Origin of the sequence: Salmonella sp. SAL-020 (genome assembly GCF_017372215.1) — a bacterium.
GTDB classification, from domain to species: domain Bacteria; phylum Pseudomonadota; class Gammaproteobacteria; order Enterobacterales; family Enterobacteriaceae; genus Salmonella; species Salmonella enterica.
The window spans coordinates 2,648,585-2,673,820 of record NZ_CP071690.1 but is presented as its reverse complement, the minus strand read 5'-3'; the positions used below and the strand labels follow the sequence as shown (position 1 = coordinate 2,673,820).

At 47.5% G+C, this 25,236-nt stretch carries 23 protein-coding genes and 11 pseudogenes; 15 read left to right on the top strand and 19 right to left on the bottom strand.

Annotated elements, in window-relative coordinates:
* Positions 1 to 77: 77 nt before the first annotated feature.
* A pseudogene (locus J1G48_RS13035) lies at positions 78 to 1,000 on the bottom strand (tyrosine-type recombinase/integrase); the annotation flags it as partial.
* Between the two features lie 263 nt (positions 1,001 to 1,263).
* Positions 1,264 to 1,725 (bottom strand): annotated as a pseudogene (locus tag J1G48_RS23360) (DNA breaking-rejoining protein); the annotation flags it as partial.
* On the opposite strand from J1G48_RS23360, the pseudogene J1G48_RS13025 reads away from it, so the two are divergent.
* Positions 1,714 to 1,905: pseudogene (locus J1G48_RS13025) on the top strand (glycoside hydrolase family 19 protein); the annotation flags it as partial. The pseudogenes J1G48_RS23360 and J1G48_RS13025 overlap by 12 nt on opposite strands.
* Before the next feature lie 53 nt (positions 1,906 to 1,958).
* Positions 1,959 to 2,492, top strand: coding sequence for a DUF2514 domain-containing protein (locus tag J1G48_RS13020; RefSeq protein ID WP_001050883.1), 534 nt, complete (start codon positions 1,959 to 1,961; stop codon positions 2,490 to 2,492).
* Between the two features lie 256 nt (positions 2,493 to 2,748).
* Here J1G48_RS13020 and J1G48_RS13015 read toward each other — a convergent pair whose 3' ends face one another.
* Positions 2,749 to 2,916: a lytic enzyme gene (locus tag J1G48_RS13015; RefSeq protein ID WP_000789530.1), complete on the bottom strand. Its 168-nt coding sequence runs from the start codon at positions 2,914 to 2,916 to the stop codon at positions 2,749 to 2,751.
* 64 nt (positions 2,917 to 2,980) lie between these two features.
* On the bottom strand, positions 2,981 to 3,169 hold the full coding sequence (locus J1G48_RS13010; protein ID WP_001576014.1) for a hypothetical protein: 189 nt from the start codon (positions 3,167 to 3,169) through the stop codon (positions 2,981 to 2,983).
* A 54-nt stretch (positions 3,170 to 3,223) separates the two neighbouring features.
* Between J1G48_RS13010 and J1G48_RS13005 the strand changes: the two genes are divergently transcribed.
* From J1G48_RS13005 to J1G48_RS23350, 5 genes and pseudogenes are all read left to right on the top strand, one after another.
* On the top strand, positions 3,224 to 3,715 hold the full coding sequence (locus J1G48_RS13005; RefSeq protein WP_000348541.1) for a DUF1441 family protein: 492 nt from the start codon (positions 3,224 to 3,226) through the stop codon (positions 3,713 to 3,715).
* Positions 3,702 to 4,269: pseudogene (locus J1G48_RS13000) on the top strand (phage terminase large subunit family protein); the annotation flags it as partial. The gene J1G48_RS13005 and the pseudogene J1G48_RS13000, both read left to right, overlap by 14 nt.
* A pseudogene (locus J1G48_RS12995) lies at positions 4,268 to 5,499 on the top strand (tail fiber protein); the annotation flags it as partial. The pseudogenes J1G48_RS13000 and J1G48_RS12995, both read left to right, overlap by 2 nt.
* Before the next feature lie 9 nt (positions 5,500 to 5,508).
* Positions 5,509 to 5,796 (top strand): annotated as a pseudogene (locus J1G48_RS23355) (macro domain-containing protein); the annotation flags it as partial.
* A gap of 12 nt (positions 5,797 to 5,808) precedes the next feature.
* Positions 5,809 to 6,320: pseudogene (locus J1G48_RS23350) on the top strand (tail fiber assembly protein); the annotation flags it as partial.
* A 96-nt stretch (positions 6,321 to 6,416) separates the two neighbouring features.
* On the opposite strand, the gene J1G48_RS12985 reads toward J1G48_RS23350, so the two are convergent.
* Both J1G48_RS12985 and J1G48_RS23345 read right to left on the bottom strand, forming a co-directional pair.
* Positions 6,417 to 6,617, bottom strand: coding sequence for a PagK family vesicle-borne virulence factor (locus tag J1G48_RS12985; RefSeq protein WP_012543349.1), 201 nt, complete (start codon positions 6,615 to 6,617; stop codon positions 6,417 to 6,419).
* Between the two features lie 389 nt (positions 6,618 to 7,006).
* A pseudogene (locus J1G48_RS23345) lies at positions 7,007 to 7,187 on the bottom strand (IS3 family transposase); the annotation flags it as partial.
* On the opposite strand from J1G48_RS23345, the gene J1G48_RS12980 reads away from it, so the two are divergent.
* Complete coding sequence (locus tag J1G48_RS12980) at positions 7,187 to 7,312, top strand: hypothetical protein (protein ID WP_000457876.1); 126 nt, start codon at positions 7,187 to 7,189, stop codon at positions 7,310 to 7,312. The pseudogene J1G48_RS23345 and the gene J1G48_RS12980 overlap by 1 nt on opposite strands.
* Before the next feature lie 575 nt (positions 7,313 to 7,887).
* Positions 7,888 to 8,120: pseudogene (locus J1G48_RS23340) on the top strand (helix-turn-helix domain-containing protein); the annotation flags it as partial.
* A gap of 326 nt (positions 8,121 to 8,446) precedes the next feature.
* Here the strand turns inward: J1G48_RS23340 and J1G48_RS12965 are convergent.
* The 4 genes and pseudogenes from J1G48_RS12965 to J1G48_RS12950 all read right to left on the bottom strand — a co-directional run.
* Positions 8,447 to 9,061 (bottom strand): disulfide bond formation protein B, encoded by a 615-nt coding sequence (locus J1G48_RS12965; protein WP_000848072.1) that lies wholly within the window; start codon positions 9,059 to 9,061, stop codon positions 8,447 to 8,449.
* A gap of 9 nt (positions 9,062 to 9,070) precedes the next feature.
* Positions 9,071 to 9,229, bottom strand: coding sequence for a DUF5993 family protein (locus J1G48_RS12960; RefSeq protein ID WP_000480735.1), 159 nt, complete (start codon positions 9,227 to 9,229; stop codon positions 9,071 to 9,073).
* Positions 9,230 to 9,361: 132 nt separating this feature from the next.
* Positions 9,362 to 10,276: a DMT family transporter gene (locus tag J1G48_RS12955; protein ID WP_001233445.1), complete on the bottom strand. Its 915-nt coding sequence runs from the start codon at positions 10,274 to 10,276 to the stop codon at positions 9,362 to 9,364.
* A gap of 1,249 nt (positions 10,277 to 11,525) precedes the next feature.
* A pseudogene (locus tag J1G48_RS12950) lies at positions 11,526 to 11,992 on the bottom strand (tyrosine-type recombinase/integrase); the annotation flags it as partial.
* A gap of 69 nt (positions 11,993 to 12,061) precedes the next feature.
* Here J1G48_RS12950 and J1G48_RS12945 point away from each other — a divergent pair.
* Positions 12,062 to 13,269: pseudogene (locus J1G48_RS12945) on the top strand (IS256 family transposase).
* Between the two features lie 145 nt (positions 13,270 to 13,414).
* On the opposite strand, the gene J1G48_RS12940 reads toward J1G48_RS12945, so the two are convergent.
* Positions 13,415 to 13,555 (bottom strand): hypothetical protein, encoded by a 141-nt coding sequence (locus J1G48_RS12940; protein WP_001576018.1) that lies wholly within the window; start codon positions 13,553 to 13,555, stop codon positions 13,415 to 13,417.
* Between the two features lie 165 nt (positions 13,556 to 13,720).
* Entirely contained in the window at positions 13,721 to 13,990 is a 270-nt protein-coding gene (locus J1G48_RS12935) for a hypothetical protein (protein WP_001576019.1), read from the bottom strand.
* A gap of 372 nt (positions 13,991 to 14,362) precedes the next feature.
* Between J1G48_RS12935 and J1G48_RS12930 the strand changes: the two genes are divergently transcribed.
* Complete coding sequence (locus J1G48_RS12930) at positions 14,363 to 14,782, top strand: GNAT family N-acetyltransferase (RefSeq protein ID WP_001025515.1); 420 nt, start codon at positions 14,363 to 14,365, stop codon at positions 14,780 to 14,782.
* A 372-nt stretch (positions 14,783 to 15,154) separates the two neighbouring features.
* Here J1G48_RS12930 and J1G48_RS12925 read toward each other — a convergent pair whose 3' ends face one another.
* On the bottom strand, positions 15,155 to 15,631 hold the full coding sequence (locus J1G48_RS12925; RefSeq protein ID WP_000030934.1) for a hypothetical protein: 477 nt from the start codon (positions 15,629 to 15,631) through the stop codon (positions 15,155 to 15,157).
* 329 nt (positions 15,632 to 15,960) lie between these two features.
* A complete protein-coding gene (locus J1G48_RS12920; protein ID WP_000422882.1) occupies positions 15,961 to 16,356 on the bottom strand; it encodes a DUF1398 domain-containing protein in 396 nt (131 codons plus the stop codon).
* A 683-nt stretch (positions 16,357 to 17,039) separates the two neighbouring features.
* Between J1G48_RS12920 and sopE2 the strand changes: the two genes are divergently transcribed.
* The 4 genes from sopE2 to pphA all read left to right on the top strand — a co-directional run bounded on the left by sopE2 (position 17,040) and on the right by pphA (position 19,085).
* Positions 17,040 to 17,762, top strand: coding sequence for an SPI-1 type III secretion system guanine nucleotide exchange factor SopE2 (sopE2, locus tag J1G48_RS12915; protein WP_000182071.1), 723 nt, complete (start codon positions 17,040 to 17,042; stop codon positions 17,760 to 17,762).
* A 284-nt stretch (positions 17,763 to 18,046) separates the two neighbouring features.
* Complete coding sequence (locus tag J1G48_RS12910; RefSeq protein WP_001134856.1) at positions 18,047 to 18,211, top strand: membrane protein; 165 nt, start codon at positions 18,047 to 18,049, stop codon at positions 18,209 to 18,211.
* A complete protein-coding gene (locus tag J1G48_RS23580; RefSeq protein ID WP_001574231.1) occupies positions 18,202 to 18,417 on the top strand; it encodes a hypothetical protein in 216 nt (71 codons plus the stop codon). The genes J1G48_RS12910 and J1G48_RS23580 overlap by 10 nt, the downstream gene beginning before the upstream one ends.
* Positions 18,418 to 18,434: 17 nt before the next feature.
* Positions 18,435 to 19,085 carry a protein-serine/threonine phosphatase gene (gene pphA, locus J1G48_RS12905; protein WP_000986173.1) on the top strand — a complete coding sequence of 217 codons (651 nt, stop codon included), beginning with the start codon at positions 18,435 to 18,437 and terminating at the stop codon, positions 19,083 to 19,085.
* An 18-nt stretch (positions 19,086 to 19,103) separates the two neighbouring features.
* On the opposite strand, the gene J1G48_RS12900 is transcribed toward pphA, so the two are convergent.
* From J1G48_RS12900 to yebS, 5 genes are all read right to left on the bottom strand, one after another.
* Complete coding sequence (locus J1G48_RS12900; protein ID WP_000457838.1) at positions 19,104 to 19,295, bottom strand: DUF1482 family protein; 192 nt, start codon at positions 19,293 to 19,295, stop codon at positions 19,104 to 19,106.
* Between the two features lie 110 nt (positions 19,296 to 19,405).
* The gene (locus J1G48_RS12895) at positions 19,406 to 19,642 is read right to left on the bottom strand and encodes a YebV family protein (protein ID WP_024131108.1); all 237 of its coding nucleotides are present in this window, start codon (positions 19,640 to 19,642) and stop codon (positions 19,406 to 19,408) included.
* 117 nt (positions 19,643 to 19,759) lie between these two features.
* Complete coding sequence (gene rsmF / locus J1G48_RS12890; protein WP_001531515.1) at positions 19,760 to 21,199, bottom strand: 16S rRNA (cytosine(1407)-C(5))-methyltransferase RsmF; 1,440 nt, start codon at positions 21,197 to 21,199, stop codon at positions 19,760 to 19,762.
* Positions 21,200 to 21,276: 77 nt separating this feature from the next.
* Entirely contained in the window at positions 21,277 to 23,910 is a 2,634-nt protein-coding gene (locus J1G48_RS12885) for a PqiB family protein (protein WP_001529852.1), read from the bottom strand.
* Entirely contained in the window at positions 23,879 to 25,162 is a 1,284-nt protein-coding gene (gene yebS, locus J1G48_RS12880; protein WP_001207294.1) for a membrane integrity lipid transport subunit YebS, read from the bottom strand. Before yebS ends, J1G48_RS12885 begins: the two co-directional genes overlap by 32 nt.
* Positions 25,163 to 25,236: the final 74 nt, after the last annotated feature.

Below are 25,236 nucleotides of genomic sequence, written 5' to 3'. Positions count from 1 at the left end.
TTCCTCGAATTTCTGTATTCCGGTCTTTTTGGTTATATCACATCCAAATCCAGTTTAACATTTCTTTTACAACAAAATCAGAGCATCACGTAAGCTTTATTATCGCGTTCATCGAGATAGAGTTTCGTGGTGTTCTCTGAGGTGTGGCCCAGGAGTTTTTGAGCGAATTCCTCGCCGCGTTCGTCTTTGTACAACCGCCCGAGCAGGCTACGGATCTCGTGAAATGTCGGTGGGTTATCACTACATTTAACGTCTGAAATTTTTCTGGCTTTTACAAATTTCTTTGTCAGCCCATCCGGGTGAATATTCCCGGTCGGGCTATTTTTCCTGATTCCGGCACTGATCATGAAATCGGTTCTGCTTACCAGTCGGCAGCGATCGATAACCGTCCCGGACGTAACCCTGGCGCCTGAAGGGTCAGGGATAGGGGGAATGCTATCTTCATTCCTGTCTTTATCTGGGTTACGTGTAGGCGACCATCAACGATATCACTAAACTTCATGTTAACTATATCCTCACGGCGTTGGCCAGTAACCAGCGCGAGATCCATCGCAAGAGGAAACCACACAGGCAGATATTCTGCCGCCGTCCGCGTGGCGTTATATGTTTCCAGTTGCAGGCGTTCCCTGGCAACCTTAATTTCAGGTGCTCGGGTTGGCTCAACCGGATTCGTTGTTATTCTTCCTTCCACAATTGCCTCACGAAACATGTCAGATAGTACAGACCTCATCGCCCCCGCCATCGTGTTTTTACCTTCCGCGATCCATGACTCCAGAAACTCAGCAATATGCCGCGTGGTCACCTCTGCCAGTATCATTTCCCCCATTTTTTCGCGTACGGTCGCTAATTGATTACTGCGAATCTTGTAGGTATTAACCGACAGACTCCGGCGCTGTAATAAAACCTCATAGCGATCAATCCATGCGGACACAGTGAATGAGTCCGTTCCTTTTAGTTTTTCAATAAGCGCCACTGGCGTGTGGTTTTGCGCTATGAAGTTGTACCTGATCCACCGTCCGTTGTAATTTCCTGTCCTGTATCGCCAGCCGTTTCCTGCTGGTTGCTCTCTTTCGGCGTTTCTCCATCTCTTTCTGTTCTGGCTTCCGTTTTTTCGGTCTGGTTTGAGGGGGGCGGGAATAGCGCTGATACATCGAAAGTCCCGTCCGCGTTTCTGGTGACAGCCTCCGGCTCTGCTGCTGGTTGTTTTTCCTCCTGCACCACTTCTTCTTTTTCACCCTGATTTGAGGCGCTGTAATTGTTATGAACCCACTTCGGATCGTTCGGGTCGCTGATGCCTTCGACATATTCACCGCGCGCGGCTGCCAGTTGTTTACCAACATCAACCGGGTTTTTGGGTGGAATGTTTTTACGTGCTTCGTGCAGTTCTGCCCGTATTTTCTGGTAGCCTGCTTCTGTCTGGCTTACAGGTGGTTCATTCTCCAGCGGCTGTGGGGCCGGATGATGTTCAGTTGTGTCCTGTTCCACTGCTTCAGGCGTTGCTGGTTCATCTGCCAGTTCGCCTGTCGGTTGCGGTTTTTCTTCATCACACTGAAATCTCCCTGCCTCAATATCCCGCAGACATTTGCCCGCCTGACTAAGCCTTGCTGCATTTTCTTCATGGGTTGTTGGGGTGTTATCAGGCACATATTCGTACCAGTCCGGATCGCGAACGCCATGAACGGCAAGAAAGCTTTCGCACCACGTTCGGCGAAGATCAGGATTACCGGGCTGGAGAATTACACCAGATGTGGCGTTGCACTGAAACTGGATCTAGTGGCGAATCCAGGACAGCTTGAGCTAGAACGTCATGCCGCCCGATCCGCAGCGTGGCTTTTTGTGACTAAAGGGTGTCTGAAATATTCCGGCGACCTGGTACGTGTTACGCAGATCATCAACGGAGGGTAGAACGGCATCGGTGATCGGCGGGAGCGCTTTGAGAAAGCAAAATCGGTGCTGGTATGAATCTGTTATCTGCTCTTCTGAAAAGATACTGGTTGCAGCTGGTGTTTATTTTGCTGATGGCTGGTGCGTTTATCGCCGGTAATGTCTGGAGTGACAGGGGCTGGCAAAAAAAATGGGCAGATCGCGACAGCGCTGAATCCTCTCAGGAAGTCAACGCCCAGACCGCCGCCCGTATTATTGAACAGGGCCGCGTTATTGCCCGTGATGAGGCTGTGAAAGATGCACAAGCGCAAGCCGCTAAATCTGCTGCCACTGCTGCTGGCCTGTCTGCCACTGTTAGCCAGCTGCGTACCGAAGCAAAAAAACTTGCCACCCGCCTGGACGCCGCAAAGCACACCGCAAATCTTGCCGCTGCCGTCAGAAGCAAAACAACCAACGCCGACGCCAGAATGCTTGCCAACATGCTCGGAGATATTGCAGAAGAAGCTAAACATTATGCTGGAATCGCTGACGAGCGCTACCGGGCAGGAATGACGTGTGAACGAGTATATGATTCGGTGAGAGAGTCAAATAATTACAGGAGGCATTGAAACTCCCCCTGTAATATTGCTGTAAAAAAGTGACTACATATCATCAGATGGAACCAGATGAATAAGAACAGGTTTTTCACCAGATGAAACTGATAAGTACTCACTCAGTTTTGATATAGCTGAAATCTGTCTGAATAACCTGTCGGGGTGCTGGAATAACAACTTTCCGGAAATTCTTCTGCAATGGATTTTACTTTTAGTGACCATTCGCCTCCTTATCTGTAGAGGTGGGTAACGAATTTAAAAAGCATTCTGCTTACTTAGGGGGAACATCCTGATGACTGCCTGCAATATTGCAAATTCCATTTTCATTGTATGAACCACCTGAATCAAGGCACTCATCTTCCATCAGGAATTTCTGCGACCACATACCTGCATAAAAAACGATAATAATGGCTACGATAATAGTGATGATGTTTTTCATTTATGTTCTCTGTGTGTTGTTATTGAAAATGATAATCAATATCGCAAAATGAAATAAATAATCATTAAGTGGTAGTTGTTGATAATTGTTCGTATTTTAAAAAGGTACTCCCGGCGGGGCGGTCTGCCACGGGGCGGCAGCGGCGCGGGATTTGGCGCATTTTTGATTTTTCATGCATCATCATCATGTTGTAACTCTCTGTTTTAATGTCATTTATTTTTAAAAGATGATGGTTTGTATGTTTTTTGTTCATTATATTTTGTTTTTCCGGGGGAAGGCGCGCTAAGAAACAGCCCCAGAGGTAAAAATGGACGGCGAACTGAAGAACCTCAAATGCAATATCTGTCAGCTTGCCGCTATTACAGGGTTACATCGACAGACGGTTGTCAGTCGCCTCTCGGGCGTTCCCCTGGCACCGGGAAGCAATGAAAAAAACAAGCTGTATCTCCTGACGGATGTGATCCGCGTACTGATGGAAACGCCCGTTTCCCAGGCTGCTGAACATCAGGACCCGAATAAAATGACTCCAAAAGAGCGTAAGAACTGGTTTGACTCCGAAAAGGGGCGTTTCTGGCTGGAAAAAGAGATGAAGCAGGTCGTCCCGTTGCCGGAAGTCCGTCAACAAATGGCGGCGATAGTCAAGGCCATTACGCAGGTACTTGAAGTCTGGTCGGATAAACTGGAAAGGGATAAGGGATGGTCTGCGGATCAGCTAAACGAGGCCCAGGATGTGGTGGATGAGGCCAGAATACTGTTAGTTAAGGCAATACAGGAGACCGCAGACGATGACGGGGAATAAATATGGCTCCGCAGCGGCAGTACGCCGGGAGGTTGCTGAATATCTCAGGCCTCCACGCAGAATGCCGGTAGCGGAAGGAATAAAACAATTTATGTTTGTTCCCCGCGGTGCCAATACGGCGGTTCCTTGGGATGACACGTTAGCGTCTCAGTCCTTCCCGAAATGACAACAACGTCCACGATAAAATGTTTCGTGATGGTTCATTCCTGCAAATTGGCTGGCCGTCCATAACCGTTTTTTCTTCGTCGGATTACAAGCGGGTGGCGCTGACCGACTATGACCGTTTCCCTGAAGATATCGATGGCGAGGGAGATGGTTTTTCCCTGGCATCCAAACGTACCACCACCTTTATGTCTGCGGGGATGACACCGGCAGAGAGTTCGCCTGGTCGGGAAATCACCGATGTGAAATGGCGGCGTTCTTCGCCGCACGAGGCCCCACCCACGACAGGCATTCTTTCTCTTTATAACCGGGGCGATCGCCGTCGGTGGTACTGGCCCTGTCCACACTGCGGCGACTGGTTCCAGTCCGCGATGGAAAACATGGTGGGGTATGGGTGAGGTACAGACCAAAGCCCCGCTGGACAGTCTGGCACTGACCGGTACGCCAACGGCACCAATGCCGGAAACCACAGCTGCAGGTATTGAAATTGCCACGGCAGCGTTTGTGGCTGCGAAAGTGGCGCAGTTGGTTGGTTCTGCGCCGGAAGCGCTGGACACCCTGCAGGAACTGGCTGACGCGTTGGGAAACGATCCGAACTTTGCCATCACGGTACTGAATAAACTGGCGGGCAAGCAGCCGCTGGACGAAACCCTGACGGCGCTGTCAGGAAAAAGCGCTGATGGTTTTATCGAATACGTTGGTTTACGGGAAACGATAAATCATGCCGCCGATGCGTTACATAAATCACAGAACGGTGGCGATATTCCGGAAAAGCCGCTGTTTGTACAAAATATCGGAGCGCTCCCTGCATCAGGTACGGCTGTTGCAGCGAACAGACTGGCATCACGCGGCGGGCTTCCGGCACTGACTGGTACGACAAGAGGCAGTGATAGCGGCCTGATAATGGGCGAGGTTTACAATAACGGTTACCCAACGCAATACGGAAATATTTTGCGTCTGACCGGAACCGGTGATGGAGAGTATTAATCGGATGGAGTGGGGTTAATGGTGCTCCTGCACCTGCATATATTCGCAGCCATCGAGATACCGCCGACGCTGAGTGGTCAGAATGGGCGATGTTCTACACCTCACTAAATCCGCCACCGGATTCGTATCCAGTAGGTGCGGCGATAGCATGGCCGTCTGATGCTACTCCGGCAGGTTACGCTCTGATGCAGGGGCAATCGTTTGATAAATCTGCTTACCCGTTACTGGCTATAGCGTATCCGTCCGGCATTATCCCTGACATGTGAGGCTGGACAATCAAAGGTAAACCCGCCAGTGGGCGAGCTGTACTTTCTCAGGAGATGGACGGCAACAAATCGCACTCGTACACCGCGCGGGCGCAGGATATCGACTTAGGGACAAAAACTACCTCATCCTTTGATTACGGCACGAAATCGACCAATACCACGGGCAATCATACTAACCAGTTCGGCGGTTATATCAACTCATACTGGGGAGATTCCAATCACACTTCATTTCAGCTAGGAGGTGGTGCGTGGACACAGGCCGCTGGCGACCATGCGCATACAGTTTATATCGGAGGACACGAGCACACCATGTATATCGGTCCACACGGACACGTCGTTATTGTGGTCGCAGACGGTAATGCGGAAACCTTTGGTCTTATGGACGGCGGTGTGGATGCTGCTATTACGGCATATTTCGGGTCGCAATTACAGGAACGGGTACAGCAAAATATCATCCGTGAATACCTGGGGGAACAGCCCGTCGGCACCGCCTTTGTTATTGAAACGGGTAACAGTAAACATCCGTGGCTGGTTCACGCCCCGACGATGCGCGTTCCGCTGATTATTGACGGCACCGACGCGGTTTATAATGCAACACGGGCTGCGTTACTGGCAATTTTTCAGCACAATAAAAGCGCCGGAGAAGACCGGAAAATTACATCTGTTGCATTACCTGCAATGGGGGCCGGATGTGGTCAGGTCCCCCCGGACAGCGTCGCCCGGCAAATTGTACTGATATAGCCCCTCCTGATATTCCCTCCAGTCATATTGCTGTTTTTGACGCTGAAACCCAAACGTGGAGTCTGCAGGAGGATCACCGCGGCGAGACGGTTTACGACACAACAACCGGCAATCAGGTTTATATCTCCGATCTTGGTCCGCTACCTGAAAACGTCACATCAGTTTCACCAGGTGGTGGATACAAAAAATGGGATAGTAAGGCTCAGGTCTGGATGAATGATGAAGCTGCGGAGGCCGCAGCCAGACTTCGTGAAGCTGAAGGAACGAAAAACAGACTCCTGCAAATAACGTCTGAAAAAATCGCGCCGTTACAGGATGCAGTGGATCTGGACGAAGCAACCAATAAAGAAAAAGCTTCTCTTCTGGCATGGAGAAAGTACCGGGTACAGGTAAACCGTGTTGATACTTTAAAGCCTGTCTGGCCGGAGAAACCAGCCAGTAGTTTATAATTTGTCAGGAAAGCTCAGGCCTTATTTATAGCAAATATGAAGAAGGCCTGTCTGTCATAACTGATATGGTTACTGGTTAGTATATTAAATTTATACTCAATAACCTCTACACATTTTAAACCAATCTTCAGGGAAGGGTATGCCAGCAGGCCAAAGAGTACACCACTTTTGAGGAATTGGCTTAATTGTTTCTTCTTTTTTATGATCTTGAGAGTCTGCCGCTATTGTAAGAGCAGAATATAGTGAAGATGGTAATATTAAAACCATTGCTAAAAATACGCTCTTAACGTGTTTCATAATATGTTACCTGTTAAATTGTGGCACACTATCCTTACGGTTACAGCATCCTTTACTATAGATATTAAACGTTATTCATTACCATCAGGTGAGTAAATAAAAACCATTTATAAAATATTTAACTTAAATAAAAATGATAAGCACTATTATATTTTATTTCCAATGTAAATTAATTCATGTGAAAGTGATTTCATGTGCTTTTCAAATCATGGCTGGCTCGCCCCCCCGGAGGAACAGGCCAGTTAACATTATCAGGAGTGTTTGTTATATCAATCAACTTCACTTCATTCTTGTAAGCCAGCCACACTAACAGTTTTGATCCTGTCCGCGTATTGTGGATACAGCCTTAAGCGAGGTTCTGGTTTTCAAATTGTTCCGGACTGAGATCGCCGCAGACCCTGACGGCGCAGGCTGGACGCTATCGTTTTTACATTGTACCTCAGGCCCCAGGTTCACTTCCTCAGCAAGCCGGGGAGCACCGTAGCGCTGTTTTGCCTGGCTGAAGGCCTCTCTTACGACATTGTCGCAGTCCTGCCGGAACTGCTGGTGGGTATTAACGACTGTGCGCCTTGTTTGCCAATGCCGATTCCGAACTCATTCTGACGCCGATCATCATTGCCGTGTTGCTCGCGCCTGGTTTCAGCAAAAGCACCACGCTGGCTATACTGCATTTCTTTTTCCGCAGGGAGAAGTGAGTAAATGAGTATGGAAATGGAGCTTTCCCTATAATGGCGGCTGAAGCTAATCATGTGTCATGTATTGCAAATGTCAAAGTGATAAATAAAGTTTCAACAGTCTGTGTTTTTTGTGAAAACGACTCGCTATGGTGCTAACCCTATATGAGGGACTGATTGAACATCAGATATATCCCGGCTTATTTAATACTGCTTACTATGAGGGTAATAATATGTTTTCTCTTATTAAATCACGTAAAGTTTTATTCATAACAACTCTTCTGCTGCCCAGCCAGCGTTCGCTCTGGGGTGCTTAGGGGACGGTGGTAGCACTAAAGAATGTGCAGAGGTTTGTTCCCTGGCGGCAGGTTTAGGCCCCCTTGGTTTTCTCATTTGCTTTTAATGTCTGAGAAGTGGTTATCCTGAGCCTTTCCTGTTCATGTAGTGAAGGCCCATCCAGAACATCATATTTAAACTATCGTAATGGAACAAAGAGTTACTTTAAAGAGCTCTTTGTTCCTTTAACCTTGATGAAGATGGTCAACGTCTGGTTTTACAAATCCGATACAGACAGGATAGCTGCTATGTTTGTTATCCATCTGGAAGGTTATCTGGCTGATAGCATCAAGCGCCAGTTGTGGCCATTGCTTCAGTACCCAGTGTGCCACTACAGTGCCACTACATTGGTGGCCGTAGGCCAAAACTGACGCCGGAGCAATGGGCGCAGGCAGGGTGCCTTATTAGGGCAGGAGTACCGCGACAGCAGGTAGCGATTATTTATGATGCGGGGCTGTCGACGCTGTACAGAAAATTCCCTGTGTTAGGGTAATGCAGTATTTCCACGGTGCGTGCCACCCAAATATGTGCTGTGGATGCTTTATAGGGTGTGCCATTTTTGTGTCAAACATGGTGAAGCATCATTCTATTTCTAACATCATGTGCCATTGAGTTGAGCAATGTGAATGCGGAAATGTGTATTTGAAACAGTTAGTTAAATGTGATTCTACTAATTCGTAATGCGAAGGTTGTAAGTTTGATTCCTGTTATTGCAACATTTCAATGTTACTGTAACTTCCGTGTTAGCCCATAACCATTCCAATTTCTACAAGACAGGTGCTTGCTATATATTTACCAATCAGTCATTTTAAAAGTGCGTCATAACCGGAGAACTGCCCTCGTCAGGAGGCCTGTTTTCAGAAAGGCAATATCCTGTTTCGACAGTAGCTTATATGTGACCGGGTTAGCAGCACATTCCCCTCCGCCACATTCCAGTACAGTTGAAATAAGGTTGGCAGTAATCAGTAACAGAAATACCCAACCGACAATACTGAACAGGTCCGGATTAATATTCAATGAACGAAATGCAACATTCATGCTACTGATTGCCAGAACCACCGCAACAGCAATAATAATCAGAATTGACGTAATCAGAGTCCAGGTATAAAAGTGTAATCCAAAAAATGCAGAACCATATCCTGTGTCACCGGGCATGATATGCAAACATATTTGCCGGGATGCCATAACTCCGGTCAGGATACTGCCAATAATTACCATCCCGTAATGTATACCTCGTAGACCAAAGCAGAGGTTAAATAAAAAGCCAAAACCGGCGATGATGAGGCCAGCCCGCTGTAATAAGCAAATTGGACAAGGCAGCTCATGCCTGACGAGTTGATAATAAAAGGCTACAACCAGAGCAACGCATATCCCAAGGAGTCCCACCTGATTAATCAGATGAACAAGTGTTGTTGGATGATGATGCGTTTTCATACACACTCCTTAAAATGACAAAGTCAGCGAATTGGTCATATGATGAATGAATGATAAAATAGTGACGATGAGTAAAACGGCCCACAGAATGTAGCTGACTTTATCCTTTCTGTTTATGGCCCCCATTGCCACGCTCAGTGCAAGCAAGAATGGCAGAAACATGAACATAAAAAACTCCTTTATTACATTGCTTGTTAATATAATCGCTGTGTATTACCGGGTCTGTATTCCAGCTTATCCACCCCGCATTAGCCGGAGCTCAGTAAGGCATCAGGAATTATTTGCGTTACTATAAATCGATTATTTCTGTGATGAGTTATCCCGGCATCTGCTGGTTACAGGGATATTTCTGGCGACAAGAGTAAGAAATATCCCGATAACTAATGGTATAATAAGCAGCATTGAGTGTGTTGAAATAGCATATCCATAAATATAGTCTTCCAGACTTACCGCAATCAGCGGAAAGATAAGAAATACAAGCGAAGCCTGGAAGGCATTAGCCTTTTGCTGAAGCGCAAAGTAGCACAGGATACCAAAAACTCCGGCAAAAGCCCCGAGATACAGGGTAGCTAATATTGAGTGTACTGAGAAGGTTGATACTTGTGGTCTTTCAAAAAACCATCCTGTCGCAGAAAGTATCAACCCAGCTAAAAGGCACGGGAGCGCATTAAATGTGATAACAGAGACAGTACAACTTCTTTTCTTACATTGTGTATATATTATGGCATGGATTAACACAGCAGAAATAAGCGCAGTGATACCCTGCCAGTGACTCTCTGTACTTGTATTCGTTTCTTCAAGAAGTATCCCCGTCAATGCAGTGATTGCGATAGTTAAGCCCGCGATCTGCATTAGTTTCGCTTTTTCATTTAGAAACAAAACCGATGCTATCAAAACGGCCACAGGCATATTCGCAAAGATAATGGCGGCAAGCCCAGAGTTGACATAGGTTTCACCATAAATCATTAGTGAGAAAGGAATGCAAAAATAAAAGATGCATATCACAAACTGGAATAATCGTTGTCCGGGAGGAAACAACAGTGTTTTTTTTCTTAACCATGCAATGATGATTAAAAAAGGTGCTGCAAACATAAACCTCATTCCGGTTGCAAACACTGGAGGGATAGTTTCAACGGCAATTCGCATGGCCAACCATGTAGTCCCCCAAGTCAGTGAAACTAGCATGAATAATATAGATATCGACACCTTGCGCATAAGATCCTCTCCGTAAAAAAATTAATTTAGCTTTTTAGCTAGAAAAAAGTAGCGTTTTCTTCACTGTGTTTTTTATATGTTTAGATAAAAATTTCTCTATCAGAAGACGCAGTTATGCTGAATGAGAAAAATAATAAATGACTCAGGCTGTTACCACACGATTGTCCACTGCGCCTGTAAGACCTGGCAGCAGTTGTCGATTTAATGTCTATTCTTGCTGGAAGGCATAAAACGCCTTGAAGATGAAGAGCTCATCATTAGTCGGGTCCCTTGTTGAGCCAGGACAAGTTTAACTTATCGCTTTCAACCCTTACGATGATAAATGATCTTATCCACCCATAATGGACATACGGCTAAATGAGTAAATTCTCAAGTAAGAGGCAGGATCTGTATCAACCAGTAAGAAGCCCCGGAAACAGCACCGGCGGAATTCCGTCAGGAAGCTCTGAAACTCGCTGAATGTACGTTGCCCGCCAACGATTGTTAATCAGCGCCATAGCAAGAATAATTGTTTGTTTCACAAGGAGATAGAAAAAACTATAGCTTTGCGCCGGGGCGGAGGCAGGAGGAGATAACTCGTTGTAATAGAATGTTTTTATATGGCGACCTTAAGAGAAATGCTTTCGCCTCGGTATACCACCCGCTATGAAGACCTGCTTCAGGTTAAGTGGCAGGTTTATCCCGATTTTCACATTCCTGATGTGATGGAACCGCAGCCACATCGTATGCAAGAACGGGCTGCGGCAAGCTGGCGATCGTTCGATAGTGCGAGTATTGAATGGTTGCCAGTTGCGGCGGATTTTACTTGTTCAGGATGACTAACCAATGTGTTTAATCTGAAACTAGCCACCTGTTCAACTTTTCGCGATCGCTTTTGTTGGCATCACTATTAAGCCTTCGTCTACATGGGTATTTGGCATCGGGAGTCCCCCAATGGAAGAGGGGAGTGATGTATTGGGCAGTTAATTTGTTTGGTCGGGGGATTTATACGCAAAATGGCCCGAAATATGTCCGAATTAAAACGTAAAAAGTGATAACTAATTGAATCTATTAGAATCAAAAATAACGTGTTCTAATCGTTAAAATCACTTAATTAATATGTAACATTATGAATTTAAAGAGAAAGATCAATTGTTGCCGTAAACAGGAATCGTATTCTGTCCCTTTTTTTCTTATAAATCAGTTGCTTATGATCAATAATCCAAAGTTTCCGAAATTTTCCAGAATTTCTGTATTCCGGGCTTTTTCGTTATATCAGATCCAAATCCAGTTTAACATTTCTTTTACAGCAAAAGCAGAGCATCACGTAAGCTTTATTATCGCGTTCATCGAGATAGAGTTTCGTGGTGTTCTCGGAAGTATGTCCCAGGAGTTTCTGAGCAAACCCTTCCCCGTAAGCATCTTTATATAGTCGTCCGGATAAGCTGCGGATCTCGTGAAATGTCGGTGGGTTATCACTAAATTTATTCCGGTAAATTTTCGTGCCGCAACAAATTTTTTAGTCAGGCTGTCAGGATGAATACTCCCATTCGGGCGGTTTTTGCGTATGCCAGCGCTGATAAGGTATTCGCTACGGCTTACCAGGCGGCAACGATCAATCACCGTACTGAGGCGTAAACCCATGGAAGGAGGGGTGAGCGAAAGTGGCAGAGCGATTTTCATCTCGGTCTTGATTTGCTTAACGTACAGTCGCTCATCAATAATGTGGCTGAACTGAGACTGTAATTAAAATTGTGTAATTGCCTGTTTTTGATATGTTCACTCCAGTAACGGAGACAGGCAATTATGGACGAAAAGAAACTCAAAGCCCTTGCGGTTGAACTGGCTAAAGGCCTTAATACCGAAGCCGACCTCAATCCGTTTTCCCGTATGCTGACGAAATTAACCGTCGAAACGGCGCTCAATGCGGAGCTGGCTGACCACCCCGGGTATGAGAAAAATGCGCCCAAAACAGGCTCAAACACCCGCAATGGCTACTCGTCCAAAACGGTGTTGTGCGATGACGGCGAGATAGAACTGAACACGCCGCGTGACCGTGAAAATACCTTCGAACCGCAGCTGATTAAGAAGCACCAGACGCGCATTACGCAGATGGACAGCCAAATTTTATCCCTCTACGCCAAAGGCATGACTACCCGCGAAATCGTCGCCACCTTCAAAGAGATGTACGACGCCAATGTGTCACCCTCGCTGATATCTAAAGTCACCGACGCCGTAAAAGAGCAGGTCACTGAGAGGCAAAACCGGCAACCGGATGCGCTGTACCCCATTGTTTATATGGACTGCATTGTCGTCAAAGTCCGTCAGAATGGCAGCGTAATCAACAAAGCCGTCTTCCTGGCACTGGGTATCAACACCGAAGGCCAGAAAGAGTTACTGGGTATATGGCTGGCCGAAAATGAAGGCGAAAAGTTCTGGCTAAGCGTGCTGACGGAGCTGAAAACCCGGGGCGTTCAGGACATCCTGATTGCCTGTGTGGATGGTCTGAAGGGCTTCCCGGATGCGATAAACAGCGTCTTCCCGCAAACCCATATCCAGCTGTGCATTATCCATATGGTGCGTAACAGCCTGAAATACGTAGCCTGGAAAGACTACAAAGCCGTCACCAGCGGCCGGAAGATGGTCTATCAGGCCCCGACCGAAGAGGCGGCACTGATGGCGATGGATGCGTTCGCGAAAGCCCGGGACGATAAATATCCGCAAATCAGCAAAAGCTGGCGTGCGCACTGGGAAAACCTCAATACGCTCTTCAGTTATCCGCCGGATATCCGCAAGGCCATCTACACGACAAACACAATCGAATCCTTGAACAGCGTGATCCGTGCCGCGATTAAGAAACGCAAGGTGTTCCCGACGGATGACTCAGTACGAAAAGTTATTTATCTGGCAATCAAGGATGCGTCAAAAAATGGAGTATGCCGATCCAGAACTGGTGGCTGGCGATGAGCCGTTTTATTATCGAGTTCGGTGACCGCCTGAGCGATCACCTTTAATAACTGGGCAGTTACACAGAATTACTGACAGGCTCATTCTTTTGTGTTGCGCATCTCTGTTTCTATTGTTTTAGATAGCCATGAGAGCTCTGTTGCTGAGAGTTTTAGTCGTGGGGTTCTTTCTTCTGTACCGGGTGGTCGCATTTCAAAACTGCAGGAACATCTGCTGAATACTGTATACTCCTGTATTTTGCATGTTGTTGAGATCAGTGTGCAATTCCTCGGTACTGGCTTGTTCTGTATAGGTCTGGAGATTTCTGGGTAGTGTCCTTGTGGACCTGAACATATGTTTTTGATTGAAAATGGCATCGTGTTTTATCCTTTACGCTGTGAAATGTTGTTTTGTGCTCTTCTGTTGTGATTGGTGATGTGACGGGATCGTCCATGCACCCTTCCTTTTATTGACGGCGTATCAGTCCATTGATGCCATGCTCGCTTAATTTGTCCAGCATCAGCAAGCCGTCGTTTTCTTTCTGCTGCAATTCAAGCAACTTAAACCGTATTTCGTTAAGTAAAGGTTTAATAACTCCGCGCTTGCGAACCACCTTTCTGATAACGTCTTTTTCGAAGTATAAACGGCAGAAGTGATTTTCATAATTCGCCTACACTCTTCACCCTGCGCTGGCAAATCTTCAACGCTGAAAGGCTGGGGAGAAGGGCGTCCAGTTGCTGAACGGAGAGCGAACCATACGCCCTGATTCCACGTGTTATCAAACTTCATACCGTGGTTATCATCCAGACAAGGCGCTTGAGGTTGCTCATGTCTTTTGGGGAAAGAGGTTCGGTGGTGGGTACTGGATATCCTGGATCGGGAAGTGGGTTCCACTGGTGCCAAATACAGGGGGCTGGTAAACCGGGTGGATACCTCAAATCCTGACAGGCCAGAGCACCAGCCTGATAAAATCGTATTACTGATTTCTAACCAGTGGCACATTAATTGTACCGGCTCAGACTCCAGCTGACAGTCTGCTTTAAGCTGTGAGTAGCGGACGTGGCCTGCCCCCAGGAGTAAAAACAAACTTTCTATTGATACATTTAATTAACTTATTTATAACGTTATATTCCAAATGCAAACTTGTTCAATTGGATATGTATGAACATTCAAATCACACATCAAGTTACTGAATTTGATAAAGAAGAACTATTAGCCGGATTAAGAAGCTACAATGCTCAGTTCGTCGATTTTAGTAAAAATGGGCAGCTTGGGGTCTACTGCAGAAACGAAAGCGGCGAAATGGTAGGCGGATTAATTGCTGACAGAAAAGGTCCGTGGCTCTGCATCGACTATCTTTGGGTAAGTGAATCTGCAAGGAACTGCGGTCTGGGGAGCAAACTTATGGCGATGGCCGAAAAAGAAGGTTTGCGGAAAGGCTGTGTTCATGGACTTGTAGATACCTTTAGCTTCCAGGCTCTCCCTTTTTATGAAAAACAGGGTTATATACTTCAAATGTCGCTACCGGACTTTCCTAAAGTAGGTTCGCAAAGGCATTATTTAATTAAGCTCGGTTTATAGCTTTGCTGCATTTGAATACCCATAGCTTTATGAAAGCTGTAATCAGGTAGCTTTAAAATATATCGTACCGTTGGCCTGTACACACCATGATCAGCGTCCGCTTCTGGCACAGGGCGGACAGTCAGATTAGGTTTGGCTGTCAGCTCACATTTGAGCTAATACCCCCTGGCACGGCTAGAGATACTCAGACAGCCGCTTGTAGGCGGCATGGTACGGATACAAAAACATATTGCGCTGTTATATAAACTGTAAACTGGGCTGTGCGTATAATACGAATCTTTCACTCAGAGAAACCTGCTGACAGCGTTAGTACTCCATTAATTAATTTTGTACTAAATCTCTGTGGTATGGCACAGGCGTTTAGAAGACAGGTCAATTGCGATCTGCTAGCTGGGATTTCGTCGCGCCGCTCAAAAATGCACAGAGTTTTTCACCCGCCGTCAATGGCTCAATGGGCGTTTTTCCGAGGGCGGTCTCAGTCATGACGATGGCAGGACCAATAAGCATGGACCATACTTCACTCGCGTCTTGCTCAAGCGATGTGAAGGCAAGGAACAGTGTTTTATCTGAAGGAAAGCGGTGCTGAGTATTAAAAAGTTTCAGCCAGGCGCGGGACTGCCGGTCGGCCTGTGCTGATCGCGTGCCGAAGCGGAGTACTCTTTTTAGTATGGCGATACCCACAATGCCTGGCCCCAGAATAAAGGGACTCCCGACGTTTATGGTGACGCCGACCCCGAGAAAAACGAGGGCGAATGACAGCACGTTATCTACTCTTCTGGCAAGAGTACTGTATAGCTTTTCCAGAGAGTACCGGTAAAGAATTTGATAACTGATTTCATCCTTGCTCATACATCTCCAGATGTTTTTTCGATTACGCTCCGGTATGCTCCCGGAATCCTGACAGATTCTGCAATTATGCCACACTTCCTGGAGGGTATTAATTAGATAGAATATAAATAGAAGGCAAATATTTTGAGCTTTTAGTCGATATCGCTTTGAATATCATTTCTCCTGCACCAGGAGATGCTGTTGTCGAGAATCGTGTCAAACGTTGCTGCGTCGGTCGGACTGCACAGGGTAACTCTCGCAGTCAGACTCTCATTATGGTCTCTAAATTGGATAACCCGCAGTCGTAACACGCCGGATGTCACGACTGACGCTATTATTACCCTGGCTTGTTAAAGCGGCATGACCACATTTTCTATATATAATAATTGGTTGTCTTTCGACCAGTATTGTCGAGTTTTTTGGTTTAATTCAACAATCCATTTAAAAACGCCTGCCGTTGCCAGATCAGTACAGTATTTTTCATAGGAATGCTCCCCCGAAAAGTGTTTAGCTGAAATCAATTTTATTAATTGCGTATTCGGTGTTGAATTGACTTTAATCAGCTTTCTATTGCTTTTAATAGAAATGAAGTGGCCTGCATGAGTGATAATTTTCACATTGCCGGTAGCAACAAAATAGATGTAATAAGCGATATTATTATATTCCAGATCGATTAGAAATGCGTTGAAATTTGCATCCTTTCTGACGCGCTCGAAAAAGTGGTTAAGCATAAGCTGTAATTCCATTTGTTAACCTATTGTAAGTTATAATGTTATATGTTGTGTTAGAGTATTGTTGCTTAAAAGCAGCCATACAGATATGTTACCTAAAAGCAATAATAATCACCTGGTATCATATAGTTTACGTTATGATTGGAATAGTGTTGCAATTGTTACTGATTATTTCTCGTAGCGCGTTTTTTTGACCACTAATAGATGCGTCAATCCATTTCATTTGTAGTTTTTCTGAACGTCATGAAAAGTCATAATATATAAAAATCAGTTAATTAATTGATGTTTAGATAAGGATTACAGTGACGGAGAGATTTGGCGTGGCGACTTTATAGGTTTTGAAAAAGCGGCTAACTCGCTGGCAGGATAATTGGTAGCCAGCCTGCGAATGGGGGCAAAATCGTAACAACATCAGCATAAATAATAATATTCATGAATGTTTTATGTGACGCAGTAGTTGAATTGAAGTGATGTTTTACCTGTTCAGGATTGTCCCGATAAAAATGTTCCTCGATAAAAGTCGATCACCTTGCGCCGAAAAAAAACAGGCTAAGTGACAGAAGAACAAAATCCATCAGGAAAATAAAATTTATAAATATCAATGAGTAAAAATGGTTGTGGAGAAGGTGGCTATTTTTTGAAAGCAAGAAATATAAACAAAGTGTAGCTATGCATAGTTATCTAAAAGGAGAACTACCGTGACTAACATAACACTATCCACCCAGCACTACAGAATCCATAGAAGTGACGTTGAACCAGTAAAAGAAAAAACAACGGAGAAGGACATTTTTGCAAAAAGTATTACTGCCGTTAGAAATAGCTTTATCAGCCTGTCGACGAGTCTGTCAGATCGTTTTAGCCTGCATCAACAAACAGACATACCGACTACCCATTTTCATCGTGGGAACGCTTCTGAGGGTAGGGCGGTATTAACCAGTAAAACTGTTAAAGATTTTATGCTGCAAAAGCTCAATAGTCTGGATATCAAAGGTAATGCGAGTAAAGATCCGGCCTATGCTCGTCAGACATGCGAAGCCATATTATCAGCCGTGTACAGTAATAATAAAGATCAATGTTGTAAATTACTCATCAGTAAAGGGGTCAGTATTACCCCCTTTTTGAAAGAGATAGGAGAGGCTGCGCAGAATGCGGAGCTACCTGGGGAGATAAAAAATGGCGTATTTACTCCAGGTGGGGCAGGGGCGAATCCTTTTGTCGTCCCCCTCATTGCTTCCGCGAGTATTAAATATCCGCATATGTTTATAAATCATAATCAGCAGGTATCTTTTAAAGCGTATGCTGAGAAAATCGTTATGAAAGAGGTTACGCCGCTGTTTAATAAGGGGACGATGCCAACGCCACAACAATTTCAGTTAACTATAGAAAATATTGCGAATAAGTATCTTCAGAATGCCTCCTGATGGTAGTAAATACAATACTGCTATTAACCATATGAATTAATAGCAGATTTTCTGAAACTATATATTCGTTTTTATGGCGACGCTTTTAACAAAACGTCGTCATCTTTATTTTAATATAAAAATCAAATGGATAACCTTAAAACTTAAAATAATTGTTATTACTCTAAATACCTGCACAACCAGACAGCTTTTTTTGTAACGCTGCGTGTTGTTAAGTCTATGATACCCGCGCACGGATGATGTCTCGATAAGGATTAATGGTCTGTTAACTGTCAGGAGAGGTTATGCCGCCTTTAAAAAAAATTGTGCTGCGCCTGTTTGTGGGGGCGATGGTCGCCACGGTAACGACACCTGCATTGGCGCTGGTTTGCCTTGAGGATCACTCCGCTAAAGAGTGTGCTATATCGTGTGCTGAGGCGATGTGGTTTATGTTTCCGATATGTTTTTAAGGAGGAAGAGTATTGAAGGTGAACAGGCGATAGTGAGTAGCTCGCTGCGCCAGGGGATAACCCTCCCCTGGCGCAGCCAGTTATATTTTATTGCGATGATAACAAAGCATTTACTCGCTAATGGTGAAATTCGCTATTTACAACAGCGCACGCTTACTAAGCAAAAAAATCTGCACACGCTATCTTTTTATATCTGTCCTGGATAATGAACGACAGGAAAAACATGATGCGGCCTGAAGAGATTTATCAGCGAATAGAGGCAAAGAATTGGCGGCATGTCTGGGTGGTTGGCGATATTCACGGCTGTTTTTCAATGTTAATGAAAAGGTTACGTGAGTGTCGATTTGATCCGCAACAAGACTTGTTAGTTTCTGTGGGCGATCTCATTGATAGAGGCCCGGACAGCTTGGGTTGCCTGGCTTTACTGCGTGAGTCCTGGATGATGGCGGTTCGCGGCAATCATGAACAAATGGCGCTGGATGCGCGGGCCTCATTGCAGTCGACGCTGTGGTTGATGAATGGTGGCGACTGGTTTACCCGCCTGACCGCTGAACACGCTGCGCAAGCTGAAGCGCTTTTTATCCTTTGTCAGCGGCTGCCCTGGATACTGGAAGTTCGCTGCCGCCATAGCACGCATGTGATCGCTCATGCTGATTACCCCGCGTCAACCTATCAATGGCAAAGAAAAGTCGATTTACATCAGGTTCTCTGGAGTCGCGAACGGCTCATAAATAAGCGCGGCGGGATTAGCGGAGCCGATCATTTTTGGTTTGGCCATACGCCGTTGCGCCGGCGCATGGATTTTGCCAACGTACACTATATTGATACGGGCGCGGTATTTGGCGGGCAATTGACGTTAGCGCGGATACAATAGCGGTATCAGCGCCCAGGGTTAAAAATCGCTATATTGCTGCGCAGGCCGCCAGAAGCCATCGATAAAATCCTCTACCGGAAAACAGCCGCCATGGCGAATCCGTTGATCGTCCATCGAATAAAGACATTGCTGCTCGGTATCGTAGATGTCCACGACAATATCCTCGCATCCTCCATCCAGGTAACATACAAAAAGTACCAGCGCGAACATTACATCCTCAATGTTAACTACTTTACACGATAGTGTAGGAGAGGTTAGCGCAGGGGGGAAATGAGAAAAGGAAGAATAAATAACCCGCCTGGCGACGGGTTCTTTTTGAGTCAGGCAAGACGCATGACCCAGGCATCAGATTTAGGATCGTAATGAGTACGGAACAAAACGGAATGTTCCCCGTTGAGAATGGCGGGAACGCTGGTTTCGGCATCCCAGGCGTCCAGTTGCATACATAAATCCGGATCGGATTTACAGGGGATTGTTAACGTTCGCTCCCCCGGCGATTCGCCATGTAATTCGGCATCGTCGATTTCAAAAGCGCCAATGCGCACACTGGTTTTCATCATCGTGCTCTCCGTTAATACGCTAATTGTGGTACGACCAGTTTAGCCGTCCATTTTTCAGCGTAGTCAACGTACGCAAAAGCGCCAGTCAAAAAGTGCGGTTTTTTTGTGCGCCTTTTAACTATTACCAGTAAAGAGTTTGCCATCACGTACCAGTTCACGCGGGTAACTGTTCTTTATTCTGGCGCCGATACGTTTTGCCAGACCAAGTGGCTGATGCTGGAACGTCACCAGGACATCATCAGCGGCAGGGGGTGTTTGCGGATAAATATCCCGACCGCGATACCACTCCTCCGCCTCTTGCACAGAAAGTTCGAACGCGTGAGCATGAGTCGGGCAGGCAAGGGCTATCGTCGCCTCATGTTGCCAGCGATAGCCTTTATTATGACTTTCGGCCAGCTTAATGCCGAGCCGGGAAAAACGGACTTTTCCGATCAGTGATTCAATTTCTGCCGGGAACAGCCAGACCTCTTTTTCACGCTGCCAAAGATGGAGATTTTCATCCCATAACAGTCCGACGGCGTTGGCCGCCTGGGTAACGTGTAATGCTTCGCGGCCTTTGAGGGGGGTAAAAGGAAACGCCCCCACTTTATACCCCGGCGCGGGCATGGCTGGAAGGGATGACATTTTACGCAGACGTGCGACGAAGAATCCTTCGCAGTCGTAAATTTGCGGGAAGACGTGCAGGAAGCCTTCCGGGGTGAGGGCACGGTCAGCGTCAGGAAACAGATCACCCAGCGGCAAAAATTCAACGGCGTCGGCGTAGGTCTCTTTCAGCCAGAGGCAGACCTCTTCGTTTTCCTGGCGATTTAACGTGCAGGTGGAGTAGACCAGCGTGCCGCCGGGTCGTAAAGCATGAAAAGCGCTGTTGAGCAGTTCCCGCTGTGTCGCCGCGATATCCAGATTGCTTTCTGGCGACCAGTTTTTTAGCGCATCAGGATCTTTACGTACTACGCCTTCGCCAGAGCAGGGCGCATCCAGCAGGATAGCGTCAAACATCTCCGGTAACGCAGCGCCAAATACGCGGCCATCGAAATGCGTCAGTGCGGTATTGGCGATTCCACATCGGCTGATATTAGCGTGCAGAACTTTGACGCGGCTGGCCGAAAATTCGTTGGCCAGAATGGCGCCGCGGTTCCCCATGCGGGCAGCGATCTGCGTGGTTTTGGAGCCAGGCGCCGCTGCCATATCCATGACCCGCTGCGGATGATTATCATCGGCGAACAGGGCCGCGACCGGCAGCATCGAACTGGCCTCCTGAATGTAAAACAGGCCGCTTAAATGCTCAGCGGTACTGCCAAGCGGCAATGCCTCTTCATCATCGCGCTCGATCCAGAATCCTTCATGACACCACGGAATTGGCGTGAGCGACCAGCCGTAGGGCGCGATTAGGGCAAGGAAATCAGCCACGGATATTTTAAGCGTATTGATGCGTATACTGCGGCGCAACGGGCGTTGGCAGGCCGAAATAAATTCATCAAAAGAGAGCGTGGAAGGCATTGCTTCACGCATTTGCGTCAGAAAAGCGTCAGGAAAATAGACAGCGTGTTGAGCCACAGGTGTATCGCCGGCAAAAAAACAGGCGCGCAGTGTAGCATAAAACGCTCCGGCGCGAGTACGCCGGAGCCGGGTGTTTAACGTGGCAGAGCGGTACCCCATTCACGCCACTCTTTCGGTTCGCTCTCTTGTAACAGGAAATGCTTACCGGCTTGCGCTTTTGGCGCCAGCGGCGTACCTGGTGGAGTAGCGAAGGCGATACCGCCACGGATGAACTGATTAAATGTCCCCGTTTTCACCACGCCGCCTGTCAGACCAAAGTCGAGACTATAGCCGGAGGCAAGCCAGAATACGGAGTTATTACGCACCAGATATTGGTAACGCTTACTGATGCGCAAGGTGATCATCACGCGATCGGAGAGCGACCCCAGGGACATTCCGGTGACGGTTCCCACTTCGATACCGCGAAACAGGACGGGGGTACCAATATTAAGCGAGCCTGCTTCTGGCGCCTCCACGACGATGCTTAACCCATCCAGATAGCGTGAGTCGGTAATCGTGGCTTCCTGCAGTTCAAAGTCGCGCCGTGCCGCGCCGCGTCCTGGCTCAACGTTAATATAGGGCTGGAGAATCGTATCCAGATGCTCGACGCCCGCCGCGGAAATTTGTGGCGTGATAACGGAAAAACGTGTCCCGGCGCGGGCAAATGTCTGTACATACTCCGGATAAAGTACGGCTTTTGCCTGCACTTCATTACGTGCGGTGATCAATTCCAGCGTCTGGATCTGGCCGATATCAATACCGAGGTAACGAATGGGCATCCCTTCCGCCAATTTTCCAGCGTCGAACGCGTGCAGCGTAATTTGTCCGCCTACCGCGCGGGCGGAAGTTTCTGAAGCATAAAGAATGCGTTTATCGCCTTTGCGCCGACTGGCGCTGGCGCCGCTCAGGTTATCAAAACTAATGGCCCCTTTCAGCGCGCGGGAGAGTGGCGAGGCCTGTACCGTTAGGCCGCTGCCGTTAAGTTGCACCTTCGCGCCGCCTTCCGCCCAGAACACGCTATTGCTGGTTAACAGGTGGCGATATTCCGGCTTAATATGCAGGTCGATGTCAAAGGTATTGGCGCGTGGGCGAACGGTGATGACTTCGCCTACTTCAAATTTTCGATACAGCACGACGGAACCTGCCTGGACATCCGGCAACGTTTCGGCTGTCAGCGTCAGGGTGGTAGTCGGTAAGTCACTGAGACTATTTTCCAGCGCTTTTTCCAGGTTAGCATAGAGCGGGTAGGTGGATTTCATCTTCCCGCTCGTACCGGGTAAAATACGAATTCCGCCGTCAATCCACTCGCTGGCGCTGGCGCCGAGGAACTCTACGCCGTCAAGGCCGACTTTGACATCCACCCGGCTGTTGACCACGAATTTACTGTCGCCCTGTACCAAATCCCGGTGCTGCGGTTCAATCGCGACGGTGAATGACACGCCTTTACTGGATAAGTTGCGCTCAATGACCTGGCCAATTTTTACGCCATGTAAAATTAACGGCTGGCCCGGTTCGATGCCGTAACTTTCCGGGGCCGTCAGCGTCAGGGTTAAGGCATTCGCCTCATGCAGCAGGGCCTTTTCACCCGGCACCACCACAAATTCACTGCGCGGTTCGCCGTCGCCCGGCACCAGCTCGAAGGTTTTTCCGGTTAACAACGAACTGATATTCGCGTCGCTCAGCGACAGTTTGGGATTGCGTAACTCAATACGCGTATTTTCCCGCATCAGCGGAACAACGCTGGGATCGACGGTCATCTCTCCGGTGACTTTACCGCCAGGGTTGAGCGTCAGTTTAGAAAGCTCACCCACCTCCAGTCCCTGGTACATGAGCGGCGTAGATTCCGCTTTCAGACCGTCTCCGCTGGGCAGCTCAAGTTTAACGATTACCCCTCGTTGGCTGTGGGCTAAATCTTTATATAAGCCGAACGTGTCATCCTGGGCGGCGGGTTTGGAATTGTCCGGTGAGTCAAACGCAATCGCGCCATTGACCAGGGCCGCGAGGCTCTCCAGTTTCACCTTCGCGCCGCTCAGGCTTAGATCGGCGTCAATGCCGGAGACATTCCAAAAACGGCTGCCTTTTTTCACCAGATCGGTAAACCGTCGCTCAATCAGAACGTCAATCGTCACGCCCTGTTTGTTAGGGTTAATCGAATAGTCATACACCCGTCCGACAGGGATTTTACGGAAATAGACCAGTGAACCGCTATTAAGCGAACCGAGATCCGGCGCATTGAGATGAATCATCAGATCGCCGTTGCTAAGCCGGTATTTAGGCTGTGTATCCAGGGCGACGAAATGATCTCTGGGCTTGCCTTTACCTGGCATCATACCGATGTAATTCCCGCCGACCAACGCATCCAGGCCGGAAACGCCCGCCAGCGAGGCTTTGGGCGTCACCAGCCAGAATTGCGTCTCTTCGCGCAACGCATCTTCCATATCTGATTTGATACTGACGCGAACTTCAATTTTGCGCAGATCTTTGCTCAGACTGACATCTTCCACGGTGCCGACTTCTACTCCCTGATAACGCACGGGAGTACGGCCCGGTACGATACCGTCCGCCGACATAAAATCGATAGTCACGCTATTGCCGCGATCCTGGTAGCTATCCCATACCAGCCACCCCGCGATCATTAGCGCGATAAGCGGTAGCAGCCAGAAAGGTGAAATACGGCGTTTGGTTTTAATTTGCGCTTCAGTCTTCGAAGCGGGCGTTTCCTGACTCATGTGCATCCCAAAGTAAGCGGCTATCCAGCCATTCCACTGCAAGAATAGTCAAAATTACCGCTGCGCCGAAATAAAACGCAGCCGGTCCCATAGTAAAAGCCAGAATCTGATCGCGATTAATCAGAGACATGGTTAACGAGATAACGAAAAGATCCAGCATCGACCAACGGCCTATCCATGTCACCAGACGCAGCAACAGAATTCGCGTCCGCAGTCCCTGTTGGCATTTAAAATGGATACTCAACAGTAGCGTAAACATCACGATGACTTTGGTAAACGGCACCAAAATACTGGCGATAAAAACGACGGCGGCGACGGCGATATTGCTGCTGGCAAGCGACATAATGCCCGACAGGATAGTATCTTCCTGACGCCCGCCATTAATGTAGATTACCGAGATAGGCAGCAGGTTTGCCGGCAGCAAAAAGACAATAGACGCCAGCAAGGCCGCCCAACACTTCTGTATGCTCTGTTTTCTGCGTAACCGTAGCGGAATATGACAACGCGGGCAGCGTCCTTTCGCATCCGGATAGCCGCTAAAGTGGCAGCCAAGACAGACGCGCAATCTTTCGTCCGCACGTTGAGCAGGGCGCTGCGGATAAAATCGTTCCCATAGTTGCTCCACATTCAGATGAATCATAGTCAGAATGCTAAGAACCACCAACGAGACGAACGCTAAAAGCCCGATGCCCGGCTGCAGAAAGGCATAGTCCTGCACTTTGATAGAGGCAACGCCAATACCGACCAGATAGATGTCCAGCATCACCCACTCTTTCAGTTTTTCCAGCATCAGCAGGACTGGACGCAGATTCATGCCGAGGAGGCTGCCAAACCACAGGTAAGCAATTGAAAAAACCAGAATAAGCGGCGCGCCCACCACGCAAAAGAGCACCATTGCGGCGGTTAACGGATCGCCCTGCTGCGTCATTTGCCAGATGCCGTGCATCACATTGGCATCAATGCGTACGCCCAACAGGTAGATATGGAGTAACGGTTCGCTCCAGGCAAACGGCATCAATAGCAGCATGGTTACCGCCATCGCGGTCAGCCGCGTCAGCGACCAGTCGCGCCCATCGCGAATTTTGGCCTGGCAACGAGGACAATAAGCGCTTTGATGAGCGCTCATCTCCGGCAAGCTGAACAGCATGTCGCATTCAGGGCAGCGCTGGTAGTGGCTGCGCGGCAGCGCTTCGCTAATTGACCTGATCGTTAGCTTTTTTGTTGGCGTGACGTGTGAGGTGTTCAGAGCCATGTATCGTGAATCAAAGTGTTAGAATAATGTAATCTTAACTCATGACAGGAATAATCTTGAGCAAGAACGCATTT

Excerpts from the sequence above, each read along its gene's own strand:
- J1G48_RS13020 (WP_001050883.1), top strand. The coding sequence starts at position 1,959 with ATGAATCTGTTATCTGCTCTTCTGAAAAGATACTGGTTGCAGCTGGTG.
- J1G48_RS13015 (WP_000789530.1), bottom strand. The coding sequence starts at position 2,916 with ATGAAAAACATCATCACTATTATCGTAGCCATTATTATCGTTTTTTAT.
- J1G48_RS13010 (WP_001576014.1), bottom strand. The coding sequence starts at position 3,169 with ATGAACAAAAAACATACAAACCATCATCTTTTAAAAATAAATGACATT.
- J1G48_RS13005 (WP_000348541.1), top strand. The coding sequence starts at position 3,224 with ATGGACGGCGAACTGAAGAACCTCAAATGCAATATCTGTCAGCTTGCC.
- J1G48_RS12985 (WP_012543349.1), bottom strand. The coding sequence starts at position 6,617 with ATGAAACACGTTAAGAGCGTATTTTTAGCAATGGTTTTAATATTACCA.
- J1G48_RS12965 (WP_000848072.1), bottom strand. The coding sequence starts at position 9,061 with ATGAAAACGCATCATCATCCAACAACACTTGTTCATCTGATTAATCAG.
- J1G48_RS12960 (WP_000480735.1), bottom strand. The coding sequence starts at position 9,229 with ATGTTCATGTTTCTGCCATTCTTGCTTGCACTGAGCGTGGCAATGGGG.
- J1G48_RS12955 (WP_001233445.1), bottom strand. The coding sequence starts at position 10,276 with ATGCGCAAGGTGTCGATATCTATATTATTCATGCTAGTTTCACTGACT.
- J1G48_RS12940 (WP_001576018.1), bottom strand. The coding sequence starts at position 13,555 with ATGTTCAGGTCCACAAGGACACTACCCAGAAATCTCCAGACCTATACA.
- J1G48_RS12935 (WP_001576019.1), bottom strand. The coding sequence starts at position 13,990 with ATGAAGTTTGATAACACGTGGAATCAGGGCGTATGGTTCGCTCTCCGT.
- J1G48_RS12930 (WP_001025515.1), top strand. The coding sequence starts at position 14,363 with ATGAACATTCAAATCACACATCAAGTTACTGAATTTGATAAAGAAGAA.
- J1G48_RS12925 (WP_000030934.1), bottom strand. The coding sequence starts at position 15,631 with ATGAGCAAGGATGAAATCAGTTATCAAATTCTTTACCGGTACTCTCTG.
- J1G48_RS12920 (WP_000422882.1), bottom strand. The coding sequence starts at position 16,356 with ATGGAATTACAGCTTATGCTTAACCACTTTTTCGAGCGCGTCAGAAAG.
- J1G48_RS12910 (WP_001134856.1), top strand. The coding sequence starts at position 18,047 with ATGCCGCCTTTAAAAAAAATTGTGCTGCGCCTGTTTGTGGGGGCGATG.
- J1G48_RS23580 (WP_001574231.1), top strand. The coding sequence starts at position 18,202 with ATGTTTTTAAGGAGGAAGAGTATTGAAGGTGAACAGGCGATAGTGAGT.
- pphA (WP_000986173.1), top strand. The coding sequence starts at position 18,435 with ATGATGCGGCCTGAAGAGATTTATCAGCGAATAGAGGCAAAGAATTGG.
- J1G48_RS12900 (WP_000457838.1), bottom strand. The coding sequence starts at position 19,295 with ATGTTCGCGCTGGTACTTTTTGTATGTTACCTGGATGGAGGATGCGAG.
- J1G48_RS12895 (WP_024131108.1), bottom strand. The coding sequence starts at position 19,642 with ATGAAAACCAGTGTGCGCATTGGCGCTTTTGAAATCGACGATGCCGAA.
- J1G48_RS12885 (WP_001529852.1), bottom strand. The coding sequence starts at position 23,910 with ATGAGTCAGGAAACGCCCGCTTCGAAGACTGAAGCGCAAATTAAAACC.
- yebS (WP_001207294.1), bottom strand. The coding sequence starts at position 25,162 with ATGGCTCTGAACACCTCACACGTCACGCCAACAAAAAAGCTAACGATC.